Origin of the sequence: Kordiimonas lacus (assembly GCF_001550055.1) — a bacterium.
Taxonomy (GTDB): Bacteria; Pseudomonadota; Alphaproteobacteria; order Sphingomonadales; family Kordiimonadaceae; genus Kordiimonas; species Kordiimonas lacus.
Genome location: NZ_LRUA01000006.1, coordinates 348,577 through 374,382, shown reverse-complemented (window position 1 = coordinate 374,382; position 25,806 = coordinate 348,577). Strand labels below are relative to the sequence as shown.

At 55.8% G+C, this 25,806-nt stretch carries 24 protein-coding genes and 6 tRNA genes; 9 read left to right on the top strand and 21 right to left on the bottom strand.

What is annotated here, in order from left to right; all coding sequences use genetic code 11:
• Nucleotide 1 precedes the first annotated feature (1 nt).
• The 7 genes from nuoF to KORLAC_RS09900 all read right to left on the bottom strand — a co-directional run bounded on the left by nuoF (nt 2) and on the right by KORLAC_RS09900 (nt 5,014).
• Complete coding sequence (nuoF, locus tag KORLAC_RS09930; RefSeq protein WP_068306007.1) at nt 2-1,282, bottom strand: NADH-quinone oxidoreductase subunit NuoF; 1,281 nt, start codon at nt 1,280-1,282, stop codon at nt 2-4.
• Nucleotides 1,282-1,878: an NADH-quinone oxidoreductase subunit NuoE gene (gene nuoE, locus KORLAC_RS09925; RefSeq protein WP_068306004.1), complete on the bottom strand. Its 597-nt coding sequence runs from the start codon at nt 1,876-1,878 to the stop codon at nt 1,282-1,284. Before nuoE ends, nuoF begins: the two co-directional genes overlap by 1 nt.
• On the bottom strand, nt 1,875-3,053 hold the full coding sequence (locus KORLAC_RS09920) for an NADH-quinone oxidoreductase subunit D (protein WP_068306001.1): 1,179 nt from the start codon (nt 3,051-3,053) through the stop codon (nt 1,875-1,877). The genes nuoE and KORLAC_RS09920 overlap by 4 nt, the downstream gene beginning before the upstream one ends.
• Entirely contained in the window at nt 3,053-3,685 is a 633-nt protein-coding gene (locus KORLAC_RS09915) for an NADH-quinone oxidoreductase subunit C (protein ID WP_068305998.1), read from the bottom strand. Before KORLAC_RS09915 ends, KORLAC_RS09920 begins: the two co-directional genes overlap by 1 nt.
• Before the next feature lie 90 nt (nt 3,686-3,775).
• The gene (locus KORLAC_RS09910; protein ID WP_241493399.1) at nt 3,776-4,336 is read right to left on the bottom strand and encodes a NuoB/complex I 20 kDa subunit family protein; all 561 of its coding nucleotides are present in this window, start codon (nt 4,334-4,336) and stop codon (nt 3,776-3,778) included.
• Nucleotides 4,327-4,692, bottom strand: coding sequence for an NADH-quinone oxidoreductase subunit A (locus KORLAC_RS09905; protein WP_068149414.1), 366 nt, complete (start codon nt 4,690-4,692; stop codon nt 4,327-4,329). The genes KORLAC_RS09910 and KORLAC_RS09905 overlap by 10 nt, the downstream gene beginning before the upstream one ends.
• A 245-nt stretch (nt 4,693-4,937) precedes the next feature.
• Nucleotides 4,938-5,014, bottom strand: a tRNA-Asp gene (locus KORLAC_RS09900).
• A gap of 106 nt (nt 5,015-5,120) precedes the next feature.
• On the opposite strand from KORLAC_RS09900, the gene KORLAC_RS09895 reads away from it, so the two are divergent.
• Nucleotides 5,121-5,693, top strand: coding sequence for a DoxX family protein (locus KORLAC_RS09895; RefSeq protein WP_206594913.1), 573 nt, complete (start codon nt 5,121-5,123; stop codon nt 5,691-5,693).
• 51 nt (nt 5,694-5,744) lie between these two features.
• Here KORLAC_RS09895 and KORLAC_RS09890 read toward each other — a convergent pair.
• The 12 genes from KORLAC_RS09890 to KORLAC_RS09835 all read right to left on the bottom strand — a co-directional run bounded on the left by KORLAC_RS09890 (nt 5,745) and on the right by KORLAC_RS09835 (nt 15,808).
• Nucleotides 5,745-5,821 (bottom strand) — tRNA-Asp (locus KORLAC_RS09890).
• A 221-nt stretch (nt 5,822-6,042) separates the two neighbouring features.
• Complete coding sequence (locus KORLAC_RS09885) at nt 6,043-6,348, bottom strand: hypothetical protein (protein ID WP_068305993.1); 306 nt, start codon at nt 6,346-6,348, stop codon at nt 6,043-6,045.
• A 107-nt stretch (nt 6,349-6,455) separates the two neighbouring features.
• Nucleotides 6,456-6,531 (bottom strand) — tRNA-Val (locus tag KORLAC_RS09880).
• 41 nt (nt 6,532-6,572) lie between these two features.
• Nucleotides 6,573-6,648, bottom strand: a tRNA-Val gene (locus KORLAC_RS09875).
• A gap of 140 nt (nt 6,649-6,788) precedes the next feature.
• Entirely contained in the window at nt 6,789-7,064 is a 276-nt protein-coding gene (locus tag KORLAC_RS09870; protein WP_068305989.1) for an HU family DNA-binding protein, read from the bottom strand.
• A 161-nt stretch (nt 7,065-7,225) separates the two neighbouring features.
• A complete protein-coding gene (lon, locus tag KORLAC_RS09865; RefSeq protein ID WP_068305987.1) occupies nt 7,226-9,643 on the bottom strand; it encodes an endopeptidase La in 2,418 nt (805 codons plus the stop codon).
• A gap of 182 nt (nt 9,644-9,825) precedes the next feature.
• Entirely contained in the window at nt 9,826-11,094 is a 1,269-nt protein-coding gene (gene clpX / locus KORLAC_RS09860) for an ATP-dependent Clp protease ATP-binding subunit ClpX (protein ID WP_068305984.1), read from the bottom strand.
• Nucleotides 11,095-11,182: 88 nt separating this feature from the next.
• On the bottom strand, nt 11,183-11,812 hold the full coding sequence (gene clpP / locus KORLAC_RS09855) for an ATP-dependent Clp endopeptidase proteolytic subunit ClpP (protein WP_068305979.1): 630 nt from the start codon (nt 11,810-11,812) through the stop codon (nt 11,183-11,185).
• A 253-nt stretch (nt 11,813-12,065) separates the two neighbouring features.
• Nucleotides 12,066-13,628: a trigger factor gene (gene tig, locus KORLAC_RS09850; RefSeq protein ID WP_068305977.1), complete on the bottom strand. Its 1,563-nt coding sequence runs from the start codon at nt 13,626-13,628 to the stop codon at nt 12,066-12,068.
• A 49-nt stretch (nt 13,629-13,677) separates the two neighbouring features.
• Nucleotides 13,678-13,762 (bottom strand) — tRNA-Leu (locus KORLAC_RS09845).
• Nucleotides 13,763-13,894: 132 nt separating this feature from the next.
• Nucleotides 13,895-15,388, bottom strand: a complete 1,494-nt coding sequence (locus KORLAC_RS09840) for an NAD(P)H-hydrate dehydratase (RefSeq protein ID WP_082714604.1) — start codon at nt 15,386-15,388, stop codon at nt 13,895-13,897.
• Nucleotides 15,389-15,731: 343 nt separating this feature from the next.
• Nucleotides 15,732-15,808, bottom strand: a tRNA-His gene (locus KORLAC_RS09835).
• A 276-nt stretch (nt 15,809-16,084) separates the two neighbouring features.
• Between KORLAC_RS09835 and KORLAC_RS09830 the strand changes: the two genes are divergently transcribed.
• The 3 genes from KORLAC_RS09830 (at nt 16,085) to KORLAC_RS18960 (ending at nt 18,652) form a co-directional block, all read left to right on the top strand.
• Nucleotides 16,085-16,423, top strand: coding sequence for a P-II family nitrogen regulator (locus tag KORLAC_RS09830; RefSeq protein ID WP_068149449.1), 339 nt, complete (start codon nt 16,085-16,087; stop codon nt 16,421-16,423).
• A gap of 97 nt (nt 16,424-16,520) precedes the next feature.
• Nucleotides 16,521-17,945: a type I glutamate--ammonia ligase gene (gene glnA / locus KORLAC_RS09825; RefSeq protein ID WP_068307105.1), complete on the top strand. Its 1,425-nt coding sequence runs from the start codon at nt 16,521-16,523 to the stop codon at nt 17,943-17,945.
• 170 nt (nt 17,946-18,115) lie between these two features.
• Nucleotides 18,116-18,652: a hypothetical protein gene (locus KORLAC_RS18960; protein WP_068305975.1), complete on the top strand. Its 537-nt coding sequence runs from the start codon at nt 18,116-18,118 to the stop codon at nt 18,650-18,652.
• A 154-nt stretch (nt 18,653-18,806) separates the two neighbouring features.
• Here the strand turns inward: KORLAC_RS18960 and KORLAC_RS09815 are convergent, their stop codons facing one another.
• Complete coding sequence (locus tag KORLAC_RS09815) at nt 18,807-19,070, bottom strand: hypothetical protein (RefSeq protein ID WP_068305972.1); 264 nt, start codon at nt 19,068-19,070, stop codon at nt 18,807-18,809.
• A 213-nt stretch (nt 19,071-19,283) separates the two neighbouring features.
• On the opposite strand from KORLAC_RS09815, the gene parE reads away from it, so the two are divergent.
• Nucleotides 19,284-21,263 carry a DNA topoisomerase IV subunit B gene (parE, locus tag KORLAC_RS09810; protein WP_068305970.1) on the top strand — a complete coding sequence of 660 codons (1,980 nt, stop codon included), beginning with the start codon at nt 19,284-19,286 and terminating at the stop codon, nt 21,261-21,263.
• Here the strand turns inward: parE and KORLAC_RS09805 are convergent.
• The gene (locus KORLAC_RS09805; RefSeq protein ID WP_068305968.1) at nt 21,260-21,958 is read right to left on the bottom strand and encodes an alpha/beta fold hydrolase; all 699 of its coding nucleotides are present in this window, start codon (nt 21,956-21,958) and stop codon (nt 21,260-21,262) included. The two genes, parE and KORLAC_RS09805, sit on opposite strands and share 4 nt — an antisense overlap.
• Nucleotides 21,959-22,041: 83 nt before the next feature.
• Here KORLAC_RS09805 and KORLAC_RS09800 point away from each other — a divergent pair, with 83 nt between their 5' ends.
• The 4 genes from KORLAC_RS09800 (at nt 22,042) to KORLAC_RS09785 (ending at nt 25,805) form a co-directional block, all read left to right on the top strand.
• Nucleotides 22,042-23,283 (top strand): DEAD/DEAH box helicase, encoded by a 1,242-nt coding sequence (locus tag KORLAC_RS09800; protein ID WP_068305966.1) that lies wholly within the window; start codon nt 22,042-22,044, stop codon nt 23,281-23,283.
• Nucleotides 23,284-23,348: 65 nt separating this feature from the next.
• Nucleotides 23,349-24,134 (top strand): enoyl-CoA hydratase-related protein, encoded by a 786-nt coding sequence (locus tag KORLAC_RS09795; protein WP_068305963.1) that lies wholly within the window; start codon nt 23,349-23,351, stop codon nt 24,132-24,134.
• Between the two features lie 112 nt (nt 24,135-24,246).
• Nucleotides 24,247-25,032 (top strand): MlaE family ABC transporter permease, encoded by a 786-nt coding sequence (locus tag KORLAC_RS09790; protein ID WP_068305960.1) that lies wholly within the window; start codon nt 24,247-24,249, stop codon nt 25,030-25,032.
• Nucleotides 25,029-25,805, top strand: coding sequence for an ABC transporter ATP-binding protein (locus tag KORLAC_RS09785; protein WP_068305955.1), 777 nt, complete (start codon nt 25,029-25,031; stop codon nt 25,803-25,805). The genes KORLAC_RS09790 and KORLAC_RS09785 overlap by 4 nt, the downstream gene beginning before the upstream one ends.
• The last annotated feature ends 1 nt before the right edge of the window (nt 25,806 follow it).

Here is a 25,806-nt window from a genome sequence, read left to right as displayed (position 1 = left end):
TCTATTCAGCCGCTTTGGCATGATATGCATCGATACGCGCTTCCACTTCATGACGGAAGTGGCGCATCAAACCCTGGATCGGCCAAGCCGCCGCGTCGCCAAGCGCGCAGATGGTGTGGCCTTCAATCTGTTTCGTGACATCAAGGAGCGTGTCGATCTCGGACTTGTCAGCCTTACCTTCAACCAGGCGCTCCATCACACGCCACATCCAGCCCGTACCTTCACGGCACGGCGTACACTGGCCGCAGCTTTCGTGCTTGTAGAACTCGCTCAGGCGCGCAATCGCCTTCACGATGTCCGTGGATTTGTCCATCACGATCACCGCAGCGGTCCCAAGGCCCGACTGCACTTCACGCAGGCTGTCAAAATCCATCAGCACGGTGTCACAAATTTCTTTCGGCAGAACCGGCACTGAGGACCCACCCGGGATTACGGCCAGCAGGTTATCCCACCCGCCGCGTACGCCGCCGGCGTGCTTCTCAATGAGTTCCTTGAGCGGAATGCCCATCTCTTCTTCCACGTTGCACGGATTGTTCACGTGACCGGAGATGGAGAAAACCTTCGTGCCCGTATTGTTCGGACGGCCAAGGCCCGCGAACCAGGCGCCGCCACGGCGCAGGATGGTTGGCGCAACCGCAATCGATTCCACGTTGTTAACCGTGGTTGGGCAGCCCCACACACCCACGTTCGCAGGGAACGGAGGCTTCAGCCGTGGCTGGCCCTTCTTGCCTTCAAGGCTTTCGATCAGCGCGGTTTCCTCACCGCAGATATAGGCGCCCGCACCGCGGTGCACATAGACGTCGAAATCATAGCCGGAACCGCAGGCGTTTTTGCCAATGAAGCCCTTGTCGTAGGCTTCCTTGATCGCGCGCTCAAGTGCTTCGGCTTCGCGGAAGAACTCACCGCGGATATAGATGTAAGCCGCCACTGCATTCATGGCGAAGCCCGCGATCAGGCAGCCTTCGATCAGCTTGTGTGGATCGTGGCGCATCAGGTCACGGTCTTTACAGGTACCTGGCTCGCCCTCGTCCGCGTTGATTACGAGATAAGACGGACGACCATCGGTTTCCTTCGGCATGAAGGACCACTTGAGGCCCGTCGGGAAGCCCGCACCACCACGGCCGCGAAGGCCGGACTCTTTCATCTCGCCGATGATCCAGTCTTTGCCCTTGGCTATAATGTCTTTGGTGCCGTCCCAGTCGCCGCGTTTCATGGCGGCGTCGATGCCAGGGCTCTCAAAACCATAGAGGTTTGTGAAGATGCGATCCTTATCAGCAAGCATTATGCATCCTCCCCTTTGTCGCCCTTAAGCGTGGTTGGGCCACCGGCCGGGGCGCTGTTCTGACGGTCGATCTGCGGGCCTGCTTTAACGGCCTCACCCTTCCCAAGCTTTTCAAGAAGCTCGGTCATGGCCTCTGGCGTCAGGTCTTCGAAATAATCGTCATCAATTGCAACGACAGGCGCGTTCACACAGGCACCAGCACATTCAACTTCACTCAGCGTGAACATGCCGTCCTTGGTGGTTTCACCCTTTTCGATACCCAGCTTGGACTTGCAAGCCTTCATGATATCGTCGCTGCCACGCAGCCAGCATGGCGTCGTGCCACACACCTGCACATGGTGCTTACCGATCGGCTTGTGGTTATACATGGTATAGAAAGTCGCCACTTCCTGAACCCGGATTGCCGGCATGTCCAGATAGTCAGCGATATATTCCATGATTTCCTGCGTCACATGGCCACCATTCTGGCGCTGGGCCAGATCAAGAAGCGGCATCACAGCACTTTGCTGGCGCCCTTCCGGGTATTTTGCGATGTGCGCTTGCGCGGTTTTCTCGTTTTCCGAGGTCCACACAAATTTTTCTGGTGCCGTACTCATCGGTCAACCTCACCAAATACAATGTCCATAGCCCCAAGTACTGCCGGAGCATCAGCAAGCATGTGACCTTTCAGAAGGTAATCCATGCCTTGAAGGTGTGCGAACCCGGGTGCCCGGATTTTGCAGCGGTACGGACGGTTGGAGCCGTCAGACACCAGATACACACCAAATTCACCCTTCGGCGCTTCAACCGCGGCGTAAACTTCGCCTTCAGGCACTTTGAAGCCTTCGGTATAAAGCTTGAAGTGGTTGATCAGCGCTTCCATCGACCGCTTCATCTCGGCGCGACGTGGGGGCGAAATCTTCGGGTCGGTCGACATAACCGGACCAGCCGGCATATCGTTCAGGCACTGGCGAATGATCTTCAGCGACTCGCGAATCTCAGCGATTCGGAGCATGAAGCGATCATAGCAGTCACCCGCGTTACCGATAGCGACCTGGAATTTCATTTTGTCATATACTTCATAGGGTTGCGATTTACGCAGGTCCCAGGCAACGCCGGTAGAGCGAAGCATCGGGCCGGTAAAGCCCCATGCCAGCGCTTCATCTGCGTCGAACACGCCGATGTCCACATTCCGTTGCTTGAAGATACGGTTATCAATCAGGAGCGCTTCCATATCCGCAAGGGTGTTGGGGAATGTTTCGGTCCATTTCATGATGCGCTCGGCAAGGCCTGCTGGCAGATCCTGGTGCACACCACCGGGACGGAAGTAGGCTGCGTGCAAACGCGCGCCACAAACCGCCTCATAGAATTCCATCAAGATTTCGCGCTCTTCAAAGCCCCAAAGGATCGGGGTCAACGCGCCGACGTCCATACCGTGGGTCGTCAGGTTCAGAATGTGATTGAGGACACGGCCGATCTCGGAGAACAGAACACGGATATATTGGCCGCGCTCAGGCACTTCGATGCTGGCAAGCTTCTCAACCGCCATACAGAAGGCATGCTCCTGGTTCATCGGCGCCACATAGTCAAGGCGGTCAAAGTACGGCATTGCCTGCAGATACTGCTTGTGCTCAATCAGCTTCTCAGTACCACGGTGCAGCAGCCCAATGTGCGGGTCCACCCGCTCAACGATCTCACCGTCCAGCTCCATCACCATCCGCAGCACGCCGTGCGCGGCAGGGTGCTGTGGGCCGAAGTTCAGGCAATAGTTCTTGATATCAACCTCAGCCATTATTTCGCCCCCTCTTTACTCTCAGCGGCATCGTCGGCTTTCTCGTCACCCGGCAGCACATACTTGGCGCTTTCCCATGGGCTCATGAAATCGAAGTTGCGGAATTCCTGTTTCAGCTTCACAGGCTCGTACACAATCCGTTTTTCTTCCTCGGAATAGCGGCACTCGACGAAGCCGGTCAGCGGGAAGTCCTTACGGAGCGGATGGCCCTGGAAGCCATAATCCGTCAGCATGCGGCGAAGGTCCGGGTGATCGGCAAAGAAGATGCCGTACATATCCCACGCTTCGCGCTCGAACCAACCGGCGGCCGGGAATACGTCAATTGCCGACGGCACAGGCGTGTCGGCATCGGTTTCCACTTTCACGCGGATGCGCTGGTTCAGCTGCACACTGAGCAGGTGATACACAACATCGAACCGGCGGGTGCGCTCAGGATAGTCGGCACCGCACAGGTCGATCAGTTGTTTGAACATACATTCCTGGTCATCGCGCAGGAAAGTGAGCACTTTCTGAACATGCTCCGCGCGGGCTACCACAGTCAGCTCGCCAAAAGCGACACTGGTGGAAATGACCTCGTTTTCCAGACTGGTAGCGATGTGCTCGCCCAGTGACTTTAATGCCTTATCAGTCATGCGCTGACGCGCTCCTTTTTGATGTGCGGCAGAGGTGCCGCAGGCACACAGCGAAGCGCCCCCAACTTGTGGCGGCGCCTCGTACTCGATCTAACGGTTGATGGTCCCGGTGCGGCGAATTTTACGCTGCAGCTGAAGCACGCCATAAAGAAGTGCTTCCGCGGTGGGAGGACAGCCGGGGACATAGATATCAACCGGCACGATGCGGTCACAGCCCCGAACAACCGAATAGGAATAATGGTAGTAACCGCCACCATTGGCGCAGGACCCCATGGAGATCACGTAACGTGGCTCCGACATCTGGTCATAAACCTTGCGCATGGCAGGCGCCATCTTGTTGGTCAGCGTCCCGGCGACGATCATCACGTCCGACTGGCGCGGGCTGCCGCGAGGGGCAAAACCAAAACGCTCCACGTCGTAACGCGGCATCGAGGTATGCATCATCTCAACGGCGCAGCACGCAAGACCAAACGTCATCCACCACAGCGAACCCGTCCGGGCCCAGGTGATCAGATCCTCGAGGTTGGTGACAACAAAGCCCTTTTCAGTCAGTTCTTCGTTGAGACCCTCAAGCAGATCACCCTCGCTTACTGGTGGGATTGGTGACAGCGTGTTGTACGCACCGGGATTTTTTGCGGATGTTACTCCCATTCCAGCGCTCCTTTATTCCACTCGTATACAAAACCTACGGTCAGCACACCGAGGAAGATCATCATCGACCAGAAACCATACAGCCCGATTTCGCCCAGGGACACAGCCCAAGGGAACAGGAAGGCGATCTCGAGATCGAAGATAATGAACAGGATAGCGACGAGATAGAAGCGGACATCGAATTGATGACGGCTGTCTTCAAATGCTTCAAATCCACACTCGTACGCAGACAGCTTTTCACTGTCGGGTCGCTGTTTTGCGATCAGCATCGCAGCGCCAACAAAAATCAGTGAAAAAGCAATGGCGATCCCGAGGAAAATCAGGATCGGAAAATATTGTATCAGCAACGACTCCATGGGAGTCCCTTTTTGATTATTGGCCCTAATTACAGCGCCCTTTTAAAGGCCGATTTTCGATCCGTAAAGGGCGAATTTGCCCCTGGCGCCTGCGGGCGTGAGTATAGGCATGCTTTTAGTTAATGAAAAGCTTATCTCCTGCGGTTTTTTGGCGCATTTGCAGGATATTGGACGGGCCAAACAAAAAAACGCGCCCGGACGTACCGGAACGCGTTTTCTGTACTGCCCTCTAGGAGGGAGGCAAGTGGCGCGAGTGACGGGGCTCGAACCCGCGACCTTCGGCGTGACAGGCCGACACTCTAACCAACTGAGCTACACCCGCGCGTCTTGCGTGAGGGGTGTTTAAATTTTCAGGCCGCCCGTGTCAACGGACAAAACGTATTTTTTGGATTTTTTTTAAGCCGCTGTGAGCACATGCAATCCCGCATTTGCAAAAGTGGCTTATTCACTCTTGGCGGCTGGCCGAAAGTGGCCTGATCCATATTGTTGAGGTCACTGTCCCGAAGAAAAGAGTGCAACACATGACCACGCCATTAATCATACTATCACTCTTGCTTGTCCCCCTCCTTGCCACCAGACTGCTAGCACTTGTGTCCGGCAAGGAATTGCCGTCACAATCTGTCGGCACATATGCACTGGCAGCTGCCTTCATCTTTTTTGCCGTTGGACATTTTGTTAAAACCGCAGGCATGGTCCAGATGCTGCCGCCGTTCGTTCCCTTCCGAACACCCATTGTGTACGCGACAGGCATTCTCGAGGCAGCCCTGGCGGTGGGACTGATCATGCCCGCAACCCGCGCCTTAGCCGGCAAAGCCTGCATAGCGGTTCTTATCTGCTTCTTCCCGGCAAACATATATGCCGCCCTCAACCAGACTGGGCTGGGCGGCCATCAGTGGGGCCCTGAGTATCTCCTGATACGAACCCCTTTGCAGATTTTGTTGATTTTCTGGGCCTATTGGTTCGCCGTACGCGATGAAGGAAACGTGTCCGCGGAAGGCTGAAAAGAAAAAAGCGTCCGAGGCAATGCCTGAACGCTTTCTTTACAACAAGAGTGGCGCGAGTGACGGGGCTCGAACCCGCGACCTTCGGCGTGACAGGCCGACACTCTAACCAACTGAGCTACACCCGCGCGGCTCTTGTGTGAGGGGCTGTTTAAGCCGCACCCCCGCCCCTGTCAACGGCTTTTTTGACACTTTTTTTCCGCCCGTTATTTTTCGGGAGAAAACCGCCAAAAATAGCCCGCCCTGCCCGCCTCCTGTTCGAAGCACTTACAGTCCCTGCAACTGACGATTTTCGATTGTTTTAACACTGCCGCGCTCGCGTACTTTAGAGCGACGTCCGGACTCGAAATCAGACGGCCAGATAAACCAACCCAGCCGCAGCAATAACCAGCAACACTGCCAGTGCCCACCTGGGCATACGGCGCAGCAACTGGCCGATAAGCAGCACACTGTTCAAAACGGGGTGGAAGGCCGCAATCACCCGGATCAGGGACATGGTGCGCTCTGACGCCGTCGCATCTTCATCATACAGCCGGTCGCGCGGGTCCTTCGGGGCCCAGGTCGCCTCGATCACGATTCCGCCTTCCTCTTCTGCAGCGGGAGAATCACCGTCCGGGTCATGCCCGGTTGCCTTGCTGTCTTTTTGATTGGTCATATCGATGGCATTCCGAATCCCCAGACGTCACATATTGGGCGTCACACCGATGGCATGGCCAGCCAGCAGTAGTATATCAGGAAGCAATGTCGGGAAAGAGAAGAGAATGGTGGGCGATGACAGGCTCGAACTGCCGACCCTCTCGGTGTAAACGAGATGCTCTACCAACTGAGCTAATCGCCCATTCTCTCATACGCCGTCAGGCGAAAGACACTGGTAGGAAATGGTGGGCGATGACAGGCTCGAACTGCCGACCCTCTCGGTGTAAACGAGATGCTCTACCAACTGAGCTAATCGCCCGTACCAGTGTGGTGAGCGCGCTTTTAAGATTAAACGGCGGCGCTGTCCACCCCTTTTTTTGCAATTTTTTAACAAGGCATAAAAAGAAAAACGGCCACGGAAAATCCGCAGCCGTTCTCTTTTCAAGTGTGCAAACAATATTACTTGTTTACAGCGTCCTTGAGACCCTTGCCAGCCTTGAATTTAGGCTGTTTGGAAGCAGGGATGTCGATTTCTTCGCCCGTGCGTGGGTTACGGCCTTTAGTAGCAGCACGTTGTGCTACTGCGAAAGTACCGAAGCCTACGAGACGAACTTCGCCACCACCGGACAGAGCGCCGGAAATGGAGTCAAATACAGCGTCTACTGCTTTACCAGCATCAGCTTTGGACAGGTCAGCTGCTTCCGCAACCTTTGCGATCAGATCATTTTTATTCAAGGTATCCCCCTCTGAGTTGAAGAGTTTGATTTCGTTATTAGTTCCGAAATGCGAATGCAGTTTAGGCACGGCTAAATCCGCTTGTCAAAGCAAAAAACCGCAGAAAACTGCGGTTTTGGGCTTTTTTTTCCTTGAAATTTATCGAATTCGGTTCAAAGGAGCTAATGAGTCGTCAGTTCTGCCTCATCTGCACCGTCCCCGGAGCTCACTTCCTTGAGCTCTGACTCGTCCGGCCAGTCGATTGGCTCCATCGGGCCTGCAAGGGCATGCTCGAGAACTTCGTCAACATTCGAAACTGCAACGATTTCAAGGCCTTTGGTCACATTGTCCGGGATTTCCACCAGGTCTTTCTCGTTATCTTTCGGGATCAGAACCTTGGTGATTCCGCCGCGCAGCGCCGCCAAAAGCTTCTCCTTGAGGCCGCCAATCGGCAGCACACGACCGCGAAGTGTCACTTCACCAGTCATGGCAATATCTTTCCGGACAGCGATTCCCGTCAGCACAGAAACAATGCTTGTGCACATGGCAACACCCGCAGATGGGCCATCTTTTGGCGTTGCGCCCTCCGGCACGTGGATGTGAATGTCCTTTTTCTCGAACACATTCGGATGAATCCCGAATTCCACGCAGCGGGACTGCACGTAAGAACGGGCGGCCTGAATCGATTCTTTCATCACTTCGCCAAGCTTACCGGTCTGTTTGATCTGGCCCTTGCCTGCAACAGTGACAGCTTCGATCGCCAGCAGTTCCCCGCCAACTTCGGTCCATGCCAAGCCAGTGGTCAGGCCAACCTGATCTTCTTCCTCCGCCTGGCCGTAGCGATACTTTTTCACGCCGGCATACTGGCTGAGGTTACGGGACGTCAGCGCAACCTTGTCGCGTGAGCCTTCAACAATTTCTTTCACAGCCTTACGGGCCAGCTTGGCAATTTCGCGCTCCAGGCTCCGGACACCGGCTTCGCGGGTGTAGTAGCGCACCACATCTTTGAGCGCACCGTCAGAGATGGACCACTCGCCCTTCTTAAGGCCATGATCCTTCAGCTGTTTCGGAATCAGGTGACGGCGAGCAATCTCTACCTTCTCTTCCTCGGTGTAGCCCGAGAGATGGATGATTTCCATCCGGTCCAAGAGCGGACGCGGCATGCGAAGCGAGTTGGCCGTGGTGACGAACATCACGTTCGACAGGTCATAGTCCACTTCAAGATAGTGGTCGTTGAACTTGCTGTTCTGCTCTGGGTCCAGCACTTCAAGAAGCGCAGACGCTGGGTCTCCGCGGAAGTCCTGGCCCATCTTATCGATCTCATCAAAGAGAAACAGTGGATTCGTGGTCCCGGCCTTCTTCATCGACTGCATCACCTTACCAGGCATGGAGCCGATATAGGTGCGGCGGTGACCGCGAATCTCTGCCTCGTCGCGCACGCCGCCGAGCGAGAATCGAACGAACTCGCGCCCTGTGGCCTTGGCGATGGACTTGCCAAGCGAGGTTTTACCAACACCCGGAGGGCCAACAAGACACAGAATCGGGCCTTTGATCTTTTTCGCACGCTGCTGCACAGCAAGATATTCGACGATTCGCTCTTTGACCTTCTCCAGGCCATAGTGGTCAGTATCCAGAACCTTCTGCGCGAGCTTGATGTCTTTCTTCACGCGGCTCTTTTTGCCCCATGGAATCGTCAGCATCCAATCGAGGAAATTCCGCACCACAGTGGCTTCAGCGGACATCGGGCTCATGGACTTCAGCTTCTTGAGCTCCGCCAGGCACTTTTCCTTGGCTTCCTTCGTCAGCTTGGTCTTGGCGATTCGGTCTTCCAGTTCCTGGATTTCCTCACGCCCGTCGTCGCCCTCACCCAGTTCCTTCTGGATCGCCTTGAGCTGCTCGTTCAGATAATATTCGCGCTGGGTCTTTTCCATCTGGCGCTTCACGCGGCCACGAATCTTCTTCTCAACCTGCAGGACGCCGATCTCACCTTCCATGAAGCTGAAGATGCGCTCGAGGCGCTGCGCCACAGAAACGGTGGCCAGCAGGTCCTGCTTGTCGTCGATCTTCAGCGCCAGATGGCTCGCCACCGTGTCGGCCAGCTTGCTGGCTTCATCAATCTGATTGACCGTTACAAGCACTTCTGCTGGGATTTTCTTGTTCAGCTTCACATATTGTTCGAACTGGGCGATCACCGACCGGCTGAGCGCTTCAATTTCCGAATCGTCTTCTTCGCCGTCGGCCATCAGTTCTGCGTTGGCTTCGAAATAATCATCGTCGCGAACGAATTCCTTGATGGTGGCCCGGTTGAAGCCTTCCACCAGCACCTTGACCGTGCCGTCCGGCAGCTTCAGCAGCTGAAGCACGCTGGCAACTGTACCGACCTCGAACACATCCTTGGTTTTCGGGTCGTCCTCACCAGCTTCTTTCTGGGCAACCAGCAGAATCTGCTTGTCCTTTGCCATCACTTCTTCGAGTGCCCGAACGGACTTATCGCGGCCAACAAAAAGCGGCACGATCATATGTGGGAAAACCACAATGTCCCTCAGGGGCAGAACGGGCAAAGTGACAATGTTTGACGTGGTTTCGGCGGATTCGGACATAGGAAAAACTTCCAGAACTAGAATGAGCGACTTGATCGACCTGATTTTAGGCCATTTCCATCAAGACAAGAAAGGAAAAGAGGTCGAAAAACGAGTTTAGGGCCAAATTTGTGCCCTTCACCATAAAAAATAAGGGTTGAAACGTTCGTTTCAACCCTTATTCACACAATATAATCTGTTTTCTAAGCTGGCTGACCAGCCTCGTCGCGGCGATCAGCGTAAATCATCAAAGGACTCGACTTGCCGTCGACCACTTCGCCGTTGATCACGATCTCTTCAACACCCTCAAGGCTCGGCAGGTCGAACATGGTATCCAGAAGCGTATCTTCCATGATGGACCGCAGGCCACGCGCGCCAGTTTTGCGCTCAATTGCTTTCTTGGCAACGGCAAACAATGCGTCTTCAGAGAAGGTCAGCTTCACGTCTTCCATATCGAACAGGCATTGATACTGCTTCAGAAGGGCGTTTTTCGGTTCTGACAGGATCTGAACCAAAGCACCCTCGTCCAGGTCCTCCAGCGTCGCGATCACAGGCAGACGGCCCACGAACTCGGGGATCAGGCCAAACTTCAGCAGGTCCTCAGGCTCGGTTTCCTTGAACAGTTCGCCGGCACTGCGGTCGTCCGGTGAATTCACCGTCGCGCCAAAGCCGATGGACTTGCCCTGAAGGCGGTTCGCGATCACACGGTCAAGGCCTGCAAAGGCACCGCCACAGATGAACAGGATGTTTGTGGTGTCAACCTGCAGGAATTCCTGCTGCGGATGCTTGCGGCCACCCTGTGGTGGAACGCTGGCAACCGTGCCTTCCATGATTTTCAGCAGTGCCTGCTGGACACCTTCGCCCGACACGTCGCGCGTGATGGACGGGTTGTCTGACTTGCGGCTGATCTTGTCGACCTCATCAATATAGACGATGCCGCGCTGGGCGCGCTCGACGTTATAATCAGCCGATTGCAGCAGCTTCAGGATGATGTTTTCCACGTCCTCGCCCACGTAACCGGCTTCGGTCAGCGTCGTGGCGTCAGCCATGGTGAACGGTACGTCCAGAATGCGCGCCAGCGTCTGGGCAAGAAGTGTCTTACCGCAGCCGGTTGGCCCAACAAGCAGGATGTTCGACTTGGCCAGCTCCACTTCAGGCGCGGATGAGTTGGCGTGATTGAGGCGCTTATAGTGGTTGTGCACCGCAACTGAAAGCACCTTCTTGGCGCCAGCCTGCCCGATGACATAATCATTGAGGACCTCGAGAATCTCCAGCGGCGACGGCACGCCGTCGGTGCCCTTGGAAAGCGCGCCTTTGCTCTCTTCCTTGATGATGTCGTTACACAACTCTACGCACTCATCGCAAATAAAGACCGTAGGCCCTGCGATCAGCTTCCTGACCTCGTGCTGGCTCTTGCCGCAAAAGGAACAATAGAGCGTGTTTTTCGAATCGCTGTTACTCAAATCTGTCACCGCTATAAACTCGTTTCTTGCTATCGTAGACCGGTTAAAATGGCTCGTACACCCAAAATTCAAGAAATTTACAGGCTACCAGCCGGTCTTATTTCTCGTCGGTCTCTTCGCGGCTGGTATATACCTCATCGATCAATCCGAACTTCTTGGCCTCATGTGCGTCCATGAAGTTGTCGCGATCCATCGCCGCTTCGATTTTGTCCAGCTTTTGGCCGGTATGTTTTACATATATATTATTCAAACGTTCACGAAGCTTTAAAATCTCGCGCGCTTGAATTTCGATATCCGCAGCCTGACCACGCGCACCGCCAGAAGGCTGGTGCACCATGATGCGGGCATTTGGCAGGGCATAGCGCATGCCTGGCTCCCCAGCGGCCAGCAAAAGTGACCCCATCGAGCAAGCCTGACCAATGCAAATCGTTGCCACCTTTGGCTTGATATATTGCATCGTGTCATACATCGCGAGACCCGACGTCACCACACCGCCTGGTGAATTGATATAGAAGGAAATATCCTTCTTCGGATTTTCCGCCTCGAGGAACAGAAGCTGCGCCACAATCAGGCTGGAAATCTGATCATTCACATCGCCGGTCAGGAAAATGATGCGTTCCTTGAGAAGCCGCGAATAAATGTCATACGACCGTTCGCCCCGATTGGTTTGCTCAACAACCATCGGTACGAGGGCATCTCTGATAGGTTCCATCAAATCATCGCGCATTAGGCACTCCAAATGTTGTCCTGAGTGGCCCCAAATAGCTGCCGGAGTATCTGGCAGGCTACCGGTCAGGGCTTTTTGTTATCGATCTTTTGTGAAGCTGTAGCAAACCCAAGTCGGCTCGGGCAAGGAAATACGAAACAGTTCCTGCAATTAGATAGGGCTTCGGTAGAGCAATTAAAGAGGGGCATTAAAAAAGGGGCCCGGAAGCCCCTTTTTCATCGGCACCTGAGTGCCGTTATTCTGTGTCGCAAGCCTATTTCTTGGCAGCTGGCTTTTTCGCAGCAGCTTTCTTAGGCGCAGCTTTCTTCGCAGGGGCTTTTTTCGCCGCTGCCTTCTTCGCTGGAGCTTTCTTTTCTGCGTCGTCTTTCTTCGCGGCAGCCTTCTTAGGCGCAGCTTTCTTCGCAGGCGCCTTTTTCGCAGCAGCTTTCTTCTTAGGAGCAGCCTTTTTGCCCTTGGTTGGGTTGGCTTCTTCTTCGTCGATTGCGCGAACAGCGGCTTCAAGTTCATCACGGGAAACGGACTTTTCAGTCACGTCAGCCATTTCGAGAACGAAGTCGACAACTTTTTCTTCGAAGATCGGTGCACGCAGCTGAGCGCGGGCTTCTTCATTCTTCTGGTAGAATTCGAAGACCTGAGCTTCTTGACCCGGGAAGCGGCGCGCTTCCTCGATGATCTTGCGGTTCACTTCTTCCTGGTTCACCTGGATGTTGTTCTTCACTCCCAGCTCGGAAAGCAGCAGGCCAAGGCGCACGCGGCGCTCGGCAATGGCGCGGAACTCAGCAGCTTCTGCCTCGTCTTCCGGGCCATCCTGACCTTCGAAGTCTTCAGCTTTGGCTTCACCGCTCATGACGGCGTCGCGCTTGATCTGTTCCCAAATCTGGCGGAATTCCATGTCAACCATGCCGGCAGGCACGTCGAACGTATATTCGTCAGCCAGGGCGTCCAGGAGGCCACGCTTCATGTGAGCACGGGTCAGGCTGTTGTTGTCAGCAGCCAGTTGGCCTTTCACGGATTCCTTGAGAGACGCGAGGTCCTCAAAGCCCATGCCTTTTGCCATGTCTTCGTCAACCTTGGCTTCAGCAGGCTTGCGAACTTCTTTCACCGTTACAGCGAATTCAGCTTCCTTGCCGGCAAGGTCAGCAGCCTGATACTGCTCAGGGAAAGAAACCTTCACGGTCTTTTCTTCACCAGCCTTGGAGCCAACAAGCTGCTCTTCAAAGCCAGGGATGAACATGCCGGATCCCAGCTCAAGCTGGAAGTCTTCGCCCTTGCCGCCGTCGAACTCAACGCCGTCGATGGAACCAACATAGTCGATCAATACGGCATCGCCTTCACCAGCTTTGGTGGTCTTGGCGGCTTTCTTGAAAGTCTTCTGCTGGGCAGCGATTTTCTCGCAGAACTCGTCAACGGTCTTGTCGTCAACTTCAGCAACCCAACGCTCAAGCGCTGGTGCTTTGAAATCGTCTACGGAGATTTCCGGCAGGATTTCAACCTTCAGCGTGTAAGCGAGGTCTTTGCCGTCTTCATATTCGTCCATGTCCACTTCTGGGCGGGTCGCTGGGCGAATATTCTTGTCTTCAAAGAGCTTTGTAGACGTTTCCTGCATGGTCTCAGAGAGGACCTGCCCTTTGGCACGCTCGCCGTGCATACGCTTCAGAAGCGACAGTGGGGCTTTACCAGGGCGGAAACCCTTGATTTTTGCAGTGGCACGGAATTCGTCCAGGATCGCGTCCAAGCGGTCGTCCAGCTCTTTCGCTGCTACGACAATCTTGTACTCGCGCTTCAGTCCTTCATTCAGCAGTTCTTCGATCTGCATGGGTCTTCCAACTCTCTTTTTCTTTATCCGGAACCGGATTTCCTGAAGGTGGTGCGGGCGGAGGGACTTGAACCCCCACGTCCGAAGACACCAGAACCTAAATCTGGCGCGTCTACCAATTTCGCCACGCCCGCGCTACCTTCGGAAACACTTGAAAAACCGCGCTGAACGCGACCTCTCCGGTTTCATTAAAACGTGAATTTGACGGGCTTATAACAGGCGCACTGCGGAGTACAAGTATTTTTGTACGCCGAGCCCAATTTTTCCTATAGCAAAACCTGCGGCAAAGCAGTCACAAGATCGGATGCAATCAGCCCCCTGCCCGCCTTCATCGCGGCCTCGCCGTGAAGCCACACGCCCGCAGACGCGGCTTCAAAAGGCGGCATGCCCTGGGCCATCAGCCCCGCAATTACGCCAGACAGCACGTCACCTGTTCCCGCAACAGACAGCCACGCGGGCGCGTTCGCAGCAATAGAGACCCGCCCGTCGGGTGCTGCCACAATCGTGGATACACCCTTCAAAACGATCAGGCATTTGGACGAAACTGCCGCCGACCGCGCAGCGGCAACCTTGTTGGTCTCCTTGGAAAGCCCAGGGAACAAGCGGGCAAATTCGCCTTCATGCGGTGTCAGCACCACATCGTCCGTGCCTTCCTGAGCAAAGATATCCAGGCGCCCAACCAGGCTTGTGAGCGCATCCGCGTCCAGCACCATGGCCTTGTCGCGCCGAGCCACATCATGGACCAACTCAGCCGTCTTTTCACCCACGCCCGCACCAGGCCCTAGCAGGATGGTGTTGATCCGGGTGTCCGCCATGATGCCTAAGAACCCAAAGGCACTGTCAAAGCGGCGAACCATCACGTCGGTCAGGGCTGTCGCCTGTATATTATAGGTCTCTGAGGGGGCGGCCAGTGTCACCAGCCCTGCCCCAACCCTGAGCCCCGCCGTTGCCGCCAGCCGGCAAGCCCCCAGTGTGGGCTCCTTGCCCCCGAGGACCAGCAGATGGCCGCGATGATATTTGTGCGTTTCCGGCCCGGGGAAAGGATAGCCACTGCCCCAGAGCGAAGGCGTATTTTCAAACAGCGTCGGCTTGATGGCATCAAGGCTTCGGCTGGAAATGCCAATGTCAGCGGCATGGATATGCTCCACGCCACCACACAGAAAACGACCCGGCGCCACAATGTGCCCGGGTTTTTTGGTAAAGAAGGTGACTGTCATGTCAGCCTGGAAGCATGGGCCTGTCGGAATACCCGAATCGCCGTCGAGGCCACTCGGCATATCAACCGCCACCCGGAATGCATCAAGCGCATTCACTGCTTCAATCAGTTCAGCCAACTCGCCTTCGATCGCGCGGGTCAGTCCGGTGCCGAAAAGCGCATCCACAACAACCGTGGAGCCCCTGAGGCGTTTGGTGTCAATCGGCCCCACACCGCCCTGCCAGCGCCGCGCCATGATGGCCGCGTCGCCCTTGAGGTCCCGCGTTTCAACCGACATCATTACCCGAACCGGGTAACCCCATTCGTCCAGATACCGGGCCGCCACAAACCCATCGCCGCCGTTGTTGCCAGGACCACACAAGATCAAAATCTCGCCCCCGGCCTCAAGCGGTGTGCCAATATAATCGACAATGACCTCAGCAACGGCCTTGCCCGCGGCCTCCATCAACGTGAGGCCGTTGGTGCCATTCTTCAGCGCCCAGGCATCAGCCTGCCTGGACTCCTCGGGCGTCAATAGAATGTGGGTATTGCCACTGGTCTGCACTGTCTTAAGCTCCCCCTCAAGAATCGACGCAGTGTAACACCTGCCGTAAAAAAGTCCTTCGGCTTTGCCTCAGTGTACTTTTTTCCGATTCCAGATCGAAAAACCGGACCTTGAAGCTGTTCTGCGGTCCAGTTTTACTTATCCGCTCAGAAATCCACCTCCCCGGTGGATTTCACAAGCGAAAAATTGAAAGCAAAGCGCAGAGCCGCCTCAAGCTTTGATTTCGCAACATAAAAACTGATGAAAAGTACACCGAGCACAAGCGAGGGACTTTTCGTCATCGGGGCGCAGTGTAGCAAAAGAAAAAAGCCCCGGAAGGGGCTTCTTTAAAAAAACTTCAGAGTGGGGCGAGTGACCGGGATCGAACCGGCGACTTCCAGTACCACAAACTGGCGCTCTAACCAACTGAGCTACACCCGCCATCTCTGAATGTGGGCGCTTGTTTATGCGCAAGCTCCCGTCGCGTCAAGTAGGAAGTTTGGCATTTTTTTAGGCGCTTCACAAATTCCTTAAATCAGGCCGTGCCCGACGACTGACCAAAGCTCAAGCAACTGCACAAAATTTAGGCACATTATCGCACAAAGAACGGTCAACCTCTTTGACCTATTGAAAAAAACCGCAGGATTCCGCGACACGAAAAACTGGCACGAACCGTGCGTAATAAGCGGCAATAACCATAACAAACGGTACCAGGAAATGAAGAAGATCGAAGCAATTATCAAACCCTTCAAGCTCGATGAAGTGAAGGAAGCCCTTCATGAAGTCGGGATCTCGGGGATCACGGTCACGGAAGCCAAAGGTTTTGGGCGCCAGAAAGGCCACACCGAACTTTATCGGGGTGCTGAGTATGTCGTCGACTTCGTTCCGAAGGTGAAAGTGGAAGTGGTAGTGGATTCAGCAGACGCAGAGCGTGCTGTTGAAGCAATCAAGAATGCCGCCCACACCGGGCGCATCGGTGACGGCAAGATTTTTGTCAGCGCCGTTGAAGAGGCAATCCGCATCCGTACCGGCGAAACCGGTAAGGACGCTATCTAGGCACAGGCCACCCTGCCCTGCAGGGTTGCCGAACAATTCAGCCGGGGCGGAATCCCCGGGCTATATACAGTCGTTTAAATCGAAGGGAAAAATGGAAATGTCCAACTATACCGATCTGAGCGTTGAAGACTTTCTCGGTCTGGTCAAAGAAAAGAACGCGGAATGGATCGATCTGCGTTTTACGGATCCTAAAGGCAAGTGGCAGCATCTGACGATGGCTGCGGACGTCGTTGACGAGGACATGCTGAGCGAAGGCTTCATGTTCGACGGTTCGTCCATTTCCGGCTGGAAAGCGATCAACGAATCCGACATGATCCTGAAGCCTGACCTCTCCCGCGTTACGTTCGACCCCTTCACGGCTGACGTGACTGCGATTGTCTTTTGCGACATTCTGGAGCCATCAACAGGCCAGCCATACGACCGTGACCCACGCTCCACTGCCAAGAAAGCAGAAGAGTATGTGAAGTTCTCCGGCGTTGGTGACACAGCCTTCTTCGGCCCAGAGCCTGAGTTCTTCGTCTTTGACGACGTGAAATTCAACAGCGGCTACCGCGGCGCGATGTATTCCATCGACGACGTTGAAGGCCCCTATAACAGCGACAAGACTTTCGAAGAAGGCAACTATGGCCACCGTCCAGCAGTAAAAGGCGGCTACTTCCCTGTTGCACCAGTCGACAGCTGTGTCGACCTTCGTGGCGACATGGTGAAGATCGCCAAGGAAATGGGCCTGAAGATGGACAAGCACCACCACGAGGTGGCCGCTTCCCAGCACGAGCTTGGCATGATGTTCTCCACCCTCGTGGACACGGCCGATAACGTACAGGTTTACAAGTACGCAGTTCACCAGGTTGCCCACTCTTACGGCAAAACCGCGACCTTCATGCCAAAGCCAGTGGCCCAGGACAACGGCTCTGGCATGCACGTACACCAGTCAATCTGGAAAGACGGTAAGCCTCTGTTCGCGGGCTCCGGTTATGCTGACCTGTCTGAAACCGCGCTTTACTATATCGGCGGCATCATCAAGCACGCGAAAGCGATCAACGCCTTCTCCAACCCATCCACCAACAGCTACAAGCGTCTGGTGCCCGGCTTCGAAGCGCCTGTTCTGCTGGCCTACTCCGCGCGCAACCGCTCGGCTTCCTGCCGTATTCCTTACGGCACGAGCCCGAAAGCCAAGCGCGTTGAGATCCGCTTCCCTGATGCGACGGCCAACCCTTACCTCGCGTTCGCTGCCATGCTGATGGCTGGCCTCGACGGTATCGAGAACAAGATCCACCCTGGCGACGCCATGGACAAAGATCTGTACGCACTGCCTGCTGAAGAACTGCTCGGCGTTCCAACGGTTGCAAGCTCGCTTCGCGAAGCGCTTGAAGCCCTCAACAACGACCGCGAGTTCCTCAAAAAGGGCGACGTGTTCACCGACGACCAGATCAGCGCCTACATTGAACTGAAGATGGAAGAAGTGAACCGCCTTGAGCTGGCTCCGCACCCAGTTGAGTTCGAAATGTACTATAGCGCGTAAGCCTATAGATCCATAGTTGCGTTAAAGGGGGCCATGCGCCCCCTTTTTCATTTTCCAAATATTTTTCTGGCTTTGTGGTTGTTTACGATTTAACAACCCGGTGCCTTTAAGGTTGGTTGTAAGCAAAACCGTGTTTTCATCGCGCAAGGGAAAATCAGGCAGCCTATCCGATGCAAATTGAATACACAAAAGAACAGACGGCACTTCGCCCCCTTCTTGCCAGTGCCAACATCAATCCTGAAACATTTCTAGCCACTGACTATCTCAACCACTTCAACGAGATTGTCATGCTGCTGGAGATGGTGCCGGATATGCCTGAGCTTGCGGAAGATGCCTTCGATTGGGCACCGAAAAGCTATGTCGAGCATTTCGAAGACAGCGGCTTTCAGGCAAAGGATCTGGCGATTGAAGCCTATGACCTCGCCCCCACCACCTTCAAGACGCCTTTCGAAGGCATCTGCGCTGAACTGGACAAGCTGATCATGTCCACCCTGAATGGCCTGCAAGCGACAAATGTGGTCGAGCGTGGCTTCACGCCAGCAGCCCAGCAGTTGATCCGGACGCGGATTGAAGCCGTCCAGGAACTGCTGATGAAGCTCAATCAGATCATCCACGGCAAATGGACTGTGCAGGACCAGCCAGACGTCGAAGAAAAAACCGACGAAAGCGCACAGACCCAGGAAGACATCGACAAACTGTTCGATTAGCCATCCCGGCCGCAACGCTCACCGCAGGGAACAGCCACTACAGCACCATCCATCGGTGCTGCATGGCTTCCAAACAAAATCGCCGGAATTTTAAGTAAGTTTCTGCCCTACCCCGGAATGAGGTTATGGGCAGCTATCTGTATGACCGCGACCATCAGGCCGCGGGCTTGAAATCCTCGCCGTCCTGCAGGACCGCAATTGAAACAACCTTCTTGATGTCAGGCCGCCCTTCACGGGACAGGCTGACTAGGGGATAAGTGCTCGCCCCCACCTTGCTGATGCGCTCCACTACCCATACGGAAGCGCGGCTGTGTCGATGCTGGAATCGGTCCCCGATCGTCACCTCAGAAACTGATTCTCCGGTGGGTGCCGGGCTAAACATCCAATTAAAAAAGCCTTTTCGACTTTGACTGGCCATTCGCTCTCTCCAAAAGGCACACGGGTACCTCACAAAAGGTACATTCAAGGCCTTAAATAAGTTTTAAGCCAGCTTGAAACTTACAAGAAGAATGCGGAATTGCACACTATATTTTCTAATTTATGCCAAAATAAGCACAATATCTTGTATCCCTTGACGCCGCGCTGTCGCTGGTTTACGCCGGTACTCTGGACCAGTTTATAGGGTGGGGTTATGAGCGACCTGTTTGAAGTACAGCAGACTAAATCTGACTATTCCGCGAAAGATATTGAGGTTCTTGAAGGGCTTGAGCCAGTGCGCCAACGCCCGGGCATGTATATCGGCGGAACGGATGAGCGCGCGCTTCATCATCTGGTTGCTGAAATTCTCGATAACTCGATGGACGAAGCTGTCGCAGGCCATGCCAGTCGCATCTCGATGGCGCTGCATGCTGACGGCTCCCTGACCATTTCGGATAATGGTCGCGGTATCCCGACAGACCCCCACCCAAAGTACCCCGGCAAGTCTGCACTTGAAGTGATTCTCACCACCCTGCACTCAGGCGGCAAGTTCAGTTCCGACGCCTATGCGACCTCCGGCGGCCTGCACGGTGTCGGTATTTCTGTCGTGAACGCGCTCAGCGAATGGATGACCATTGAAGTCGCGCGCGACCGCAACATGTGGCGCCAGACCTATGCCCGCGGCAAGACCACGTCCGATATTGAAGACCTCGGCGCGGTGCAGAACAAGCGCGGCACCACCATCACCTTCCTGCCTGATCCTGAAATTTTTGGCGAAAAGGCCCAACTGAAACCGAGCCGCCTTTACAAAATGGCGCGCTCGAAAGCCTATCTGTTCCGCGGCGTGGAAATCCGGTTCAAATGCGCGCCCGAGATGATCCAGGAAGGCGACGACACACCCACAGAAGCCACCCTGCACTTCCCGGGTGGCCTTGGGGACTTCCTCAAGGACACGCTGAAGAAACGCACTTGCGTCACCGAAGAGCCCTTTTCCGGCTTTGTGAAATTCCCGGATGATGCCGGCCAGGTTGAATGGGCCATCCAGTGGCCTGAATTTGGCGACGGCTTCTGTAACAGCTACTGTAACACCATCCCGACACCCCAGGGCGGCACGCACGAAAACGGCATGCGCAGCGCCATCCTGCGTGGGTTGAAAGCCTACGGCGAACTGACAAACAACAAGAAGGCCGCGCAACTAACGTCAGATGACGTCTGCGGCACTTTCTGCGCCATGTTGTCCGTTTTCATCCGTGACCCGCAATTCCAGGGCCAGACCAAAGACAAGCTTTCAACAATGGACGCCTTCCGCCTGACGGAGAACGCCGTCCGCGACGCATTTGACCATTGGCTGGCAGACCACCCAGAGCGGGCTGGCAGCCTGCTCACCTGGGCACTGGACCGCCTTGAAGAGCGCCTGCGCCGCAAACAGGAACGGGAGATCACCCGCAAGACAGCAGTCAGCAAGCGCAAGCTGCGCCTGCCCGGCAAGTTGACGGATTGCTCGAGCGATTCTTCCGAAGGTACTGAGATTTACATCGTGGAGGGTGATTCCGCGGGCGGCTCGGCCAAACAGGCACGCGACCGGAAAACCCAGGCGATCCTGCCGATCCGCGGTAAAATTCTCAATGTGGCATCCGCGACGCGCGACAAGATCGCCGCCAACCAGGAAATCCGCGACCTGATCCAGGCGCTGGGCTGTGGCACGCGCGACAATTATGACGGCGACGCGCTCAGGTATGAAAAAGTCATCATCATGTGTGACGCCGACGTCGACGGAGCCCACATCGCAACGCTTCTGATGACCTTCTTCTTCCAGGAGATGCCTGGCCTTGTGAAGGACGGACAGCTGTATCTGGCCATGCCGCCGCTTTACCGGCTGGCGCAATCTGGCAAGGTGGCCTACGCCCGCGATGACGCCCACAAGGACGAATTGATGGCCAATGAGTTTTCCGGCCGCGGCAAGGTGGAGATCAGCCGCTTTAAGGGCCTGGGTGAAATGCCCCCTGCCCAGCTGAAAGAAACCACCATGGCCCGCGCCAACCGAACCCTGCAGCGCGTTACCCTGCCGCCTGAATATGCAGAGCGCTCTGTGGTCAACCGGCTGGTGGATGACCTGATGGGCAAGAAGCCGGAAAAGCGCTTCGAATTCATCCGTGATAACGCTGATTCAGTTGCAGACCAGCTGGATATCTAGACCGCCAACAGAGCGTCCAGACTGGCTGCCAGCTGCTGGGGCGCTTCCAGCGGCACCAGATGACCGCATCCTTCAATTACATGGCAGCTGGCCCCCGGAATGGCGCCCGCAAGGCTTTGATGGGCCTCAGGCGAGGCAAAGGCGTCTTCGCGCCCGCAAATCACCATTGAAGGCACAGAAATTGCCTCGAGGATATCCTCACTGCTGCGCCGCGCCATGATTGCTGTCTGCCCGTTGATCAGCGCCTCCGGCCCAAGGTCTCGCGCCATTTGGCGCAGCACCGGTCCGCAATTTGGCCGATTTCCGTCGTAAAGCGCTGCTTCGAAATAGCCGTCGAAGAAGGTCTCAAACTTTCCTGCCCTCGCCAGCCTAATGGCTTGCTCCCGCTTCTCCCGTGCGGCGGCAGGGTCTGCATGGGCGTTGGTTCCAATCAGCGCAAGGTGGGTCACCCTCTCGGGCGCCTGCCGCACCATTTCAAGCGCCAGATAGCCGCCCATTGAATTGCCTGCCAGGGCAAACCGCGCAGGCAAGGTTTCAAGCAATGAATTCGCCAGTTCCGCCAGGTTATTGGCATGCCAAACCTCCGGCACAATTGTCGGGACTTCCAGCGCCAGCGCGTCCACCACATGCTGATAGAGCCGACTGTCACATAAAAGCGCCGGTAAAAGGATTAATGCATCTGTTTTCGGCGGCATTTTCCTGTTTCCTACATTGACATTGACGCACGCGAACCTATGCTGCGCCGAAATTAAGTTTGAAGCAATTGGATAGGACACGCATGGGTTTCGACCTTTTAGGACTGAGTGAACCAACAATGAAGGCTGTGAACGAGGCCGGTTACACCGAGCCCACGCCTATTCAGGCCCAAGCCATTCCCCAAGTATTGATGGGCCGCGACGTTCTCGGCATCGCCCAGACAGGCACTGGTAAAACGGCAAGCTTTACGCTGCCGCTGATCGATATCCTGTCGGAAGGCCGGGCCCGCGCCCGCATGCCGCGCTGCCTGATCCTGGAGCCAACCCGCGAGCTCGCGGCCCAGGTTTCTGAAAGCTTCGAAAAATACGGCAAGGAACACAAGCTGACCATGGCACTGCTGATTGGTGGCGTGAACTTTGCCGATCAGGAAAAGCGGCTGGACCGCGGCGTGGACGTACTGATTGCAACGCCGGGCCGTCTTCTCGACCATTTCAGCCGGGGCAAGCTGCTGCTGACTGGCATCGATATCCTCGTGGTCGATGAAGCCGACCGCATGCTGGATATGGGCTTTATCCCGGACGTTGAGAAAATCTGTGAGTGCATCACAGGCAAGCACCAGACGCTTTTCTTCTCGGCCACCATGCCGCCGGTTATTGAAAAGCTGACAAAGCGTTTCCTCGACGACCCGAAGATGATCACCGTTGAGCGCAAGTCCATGACGGCGACAACCATCGAACAGCTTCTGGTAACCGTTCCAGTACGCGACAAGCGCAAGGCGCTTCGGAAACTGCTGCGTGATGAAAATATCAAGAACGGCATCATCTTCTGCAACCGCAAGAAGGACGTGAAAGAGGTTTATAACAGCCTCGCCCGTCACGGCTTCAATGTGGGCCAGTTGCACGGCGATATGGAGCAATCCGAACGCCTTGAAGTGCTGCGCCAGTTCAAAGCCAACGAACTGCAGCTGATGTGCGCCTCTGATGTGGCCGCCCGTGGCCTCGACATCGCAGACGTCAGCCATGTGTTCAACTTCGATGTGCCAAGCCACGCGGAAGATTATGTGCACCGTATTGGCCGGACAGGCCGCGCGGGCCGTAAGGGCAAGGCCTTCACGCTGACCACGCCGGGCAAGACCGACACCAAGTTTGTCGACGCCATTGAAAAAATGATCGGCCAGAAGCTCCCGCGCACCGCAAAGATCGATCTGGAACCACCAAAGCCGAAGGTTGCGGCGGACGATATGCCGAAAAAGCCGTTTGTGGGCATGGGCCCGCACGTACCGGCTTTCCTCGCCCGTCCCGTTAACGTCAAAAGCAGCCGCTAATTGCGGTTGCCATTCTCCCGGCCTGCGCTAAGTCTTCTTTTCAGGGACAATAAGCGGAGGCCGGCATGCCCAGATTTGAAACAATCGACTTCAGCATCAACGATGGTCTGGCGACCATCACTTTCAACCGGCCTGACCGGCTGAATGCGCTCAGCGCCAAGCTGAAATCAGAATTTCTGCTAGCCCTCAGGTCTCTCAACCGTCAAGACAGCGAAGCCCGTGCGCTGCTGATTACCGGTGCAGGCCGCGGTTTTTGTGCCGGTGCCGACCTGGCCGAAGGCGGCAATGAAGACCGCGACATGGGCGCGAGCCTGACGGACACCTACCATCCGTTCCTGACAGAACTCGCCAACTTGCGTATCCCCGTTGTCAGCGCGGTGAACGGCGTTGCCGCCGGCGCAGGCATGAGCATTGCGATTTCCGCCGACATCGTCATCGCGGCCAAGTCCGCCTATTTCCTGCAGGCCTTCGTCAACATCGGCCTCGTGCCGGACGCTGGCAGCACCTTCCTGCTGCCGCGCCTTGTCGGCCTGAACCGGGCCCGTTCCATGATGATGCTTGGGGAAAAGGTGCCGGCGGACAAAGCCCTTGATTGGGGCCTTGTCTATGATGTGGTTGAAGACGACGCGCTACTGGACACGGCAACCAAACTCGCCACCAAGCTGGCCAGCGGCCCAACCGTGGCCCTGGGTTCCATCCGGCATCTTCTGGCGCAGTCGCTGACCAACGATTATCAGGGTCAGTTGGCTGCTGAAGCTACGGCTCAGCGCGTCGCAGGCCGCACCGAAGACTGTGTTGAGGGCGTAATGGCCTTCATCCAGAAGCGCGAGGCGGCCTTCAAGGGCAAGTAGACAGACTGATCAAAATTCCGACATCCTGAAATCGCCACTTTTCATTTCTATCAGAGGGCGCTACACATCCATCTGACAGTTTGAGAACATAAAGGCAACAAAGGGAGCGTCTGTGCGCAATCCGCTTGCGATCATTGGCCAGGTCGTTCTGGCAAGCCTGGCTGAAATCGGTCGGCTTTCCAAATTTTCGGCAACCGCCATCAGCAGCATCTTCATGCCGCCCGTATATTGGCGACATGTGCTGAAGCAAATGTGGCTTATCGGCTATAACAGCCTGCCCGTTGTTGGCCTCACCGCACTTTTTACCGGCGCGGCCCTGGCCCAGCAGATTTATGTGGGCGGCAGCCGCTTCAACGCGGCATCCGTTGTACCCGGCGTGGTGGTGATTGCCATCGTGCGCGAACTGGGCCCCGTGCTTGGCGGGCTGATGGTCGCGGGTCGTGTCTCCTCGGCCATGGCTGCAGAGCTTGGCACCATGCGCGTGACTGAACAGATCGACGCGCTTGTGACCCTGTCGACCGACCCGTTCAAATATCTGGTGGCCCCGCGCCTGATAGCGGCAGTCATCACCCTGCCCCTTCTGGTCATCATCGCCAATATCATCGGCGTGCTGGGCGGCTACCTGATCGGCACAGGCCGCCTGGGCCTCAATGAAGGCACCTACCTGCAGGTGACGGTTGATTTCCTTGAGCGGGCCGACGTGATCTCGTCACTCGTCAAGGCTTCAGTGTTCGGCTTCTTCATCGCGCTGATGGGCAGCTACCACGGCTATAACAGCCGCGGGGGCGCCCAGGGCGTGGGCAAAGCCACCACCAATGCCGTGGTATCTGCCTTCATCGCCATCCTGCTGGCGAACCTGATCATCACCGTGATCGTATTTGGGGGGCGCGGCGCATGAGCACTGACCTGAAGATCCAGCTGAAAGACGTTCATAAGGGCTTCGGCCCGAAAAAGGTATTGCAGGGCATTGACCTTGAAGTACCCAAAGGCCAGTCGGTCGTGATCATTGGCGGGTCCGGCACCGGCAAATCCGTTATGCTCAAATGCATCCTGGGCATCCTGAACCCTGACCAGGGCGAGATTTTCGTGGACGGCGAGGATGTCACCAAATTCTCCAGCCGCGCGCGCAAGAAAACCCTGGCCAAATTCGGCATGCTGTTCCAGGGGGCTGCCCTTTTTGACAGCCTGCCTGTTTGGGAAAATGTCGCCTTCGGCCTGATCCAGGGCAAGGGCATGAACCGCAAGGACGCGCAGGAAATCGCGATTGAAAAGCTCCGCCGTGTTGGCCTGGGCGCCGATGTCGGGAACCTTTCACCGGCCGAACTGTCTGGCGGCATGCAGAAGCGTGTGGGCCTGGCCCGTGCCATCGCAACCGAACCCGAAATCATCTTTTTCGATGAACCAACCACGGGCCTCGATCCCATCATGGCGGATGTGATCAATGACCTGATCGTCGAATGTGTGAAAGACCTGGGTGCCACGACGCTGTCAATCACCCACGATATGGCCAGTGCACGCAAGATCGCGGACCGCATTGCCATGCTTTATCACGGCAAGATCATCTGGGACGGCGCCAAGGACGAGATCGACAGTTCGGGTAACGACCATGTGGACCAGTTCATCCATGGCCGCGCCCAGGGGCCAATTGAAATGGAACTTCTGAAGCTCTGAC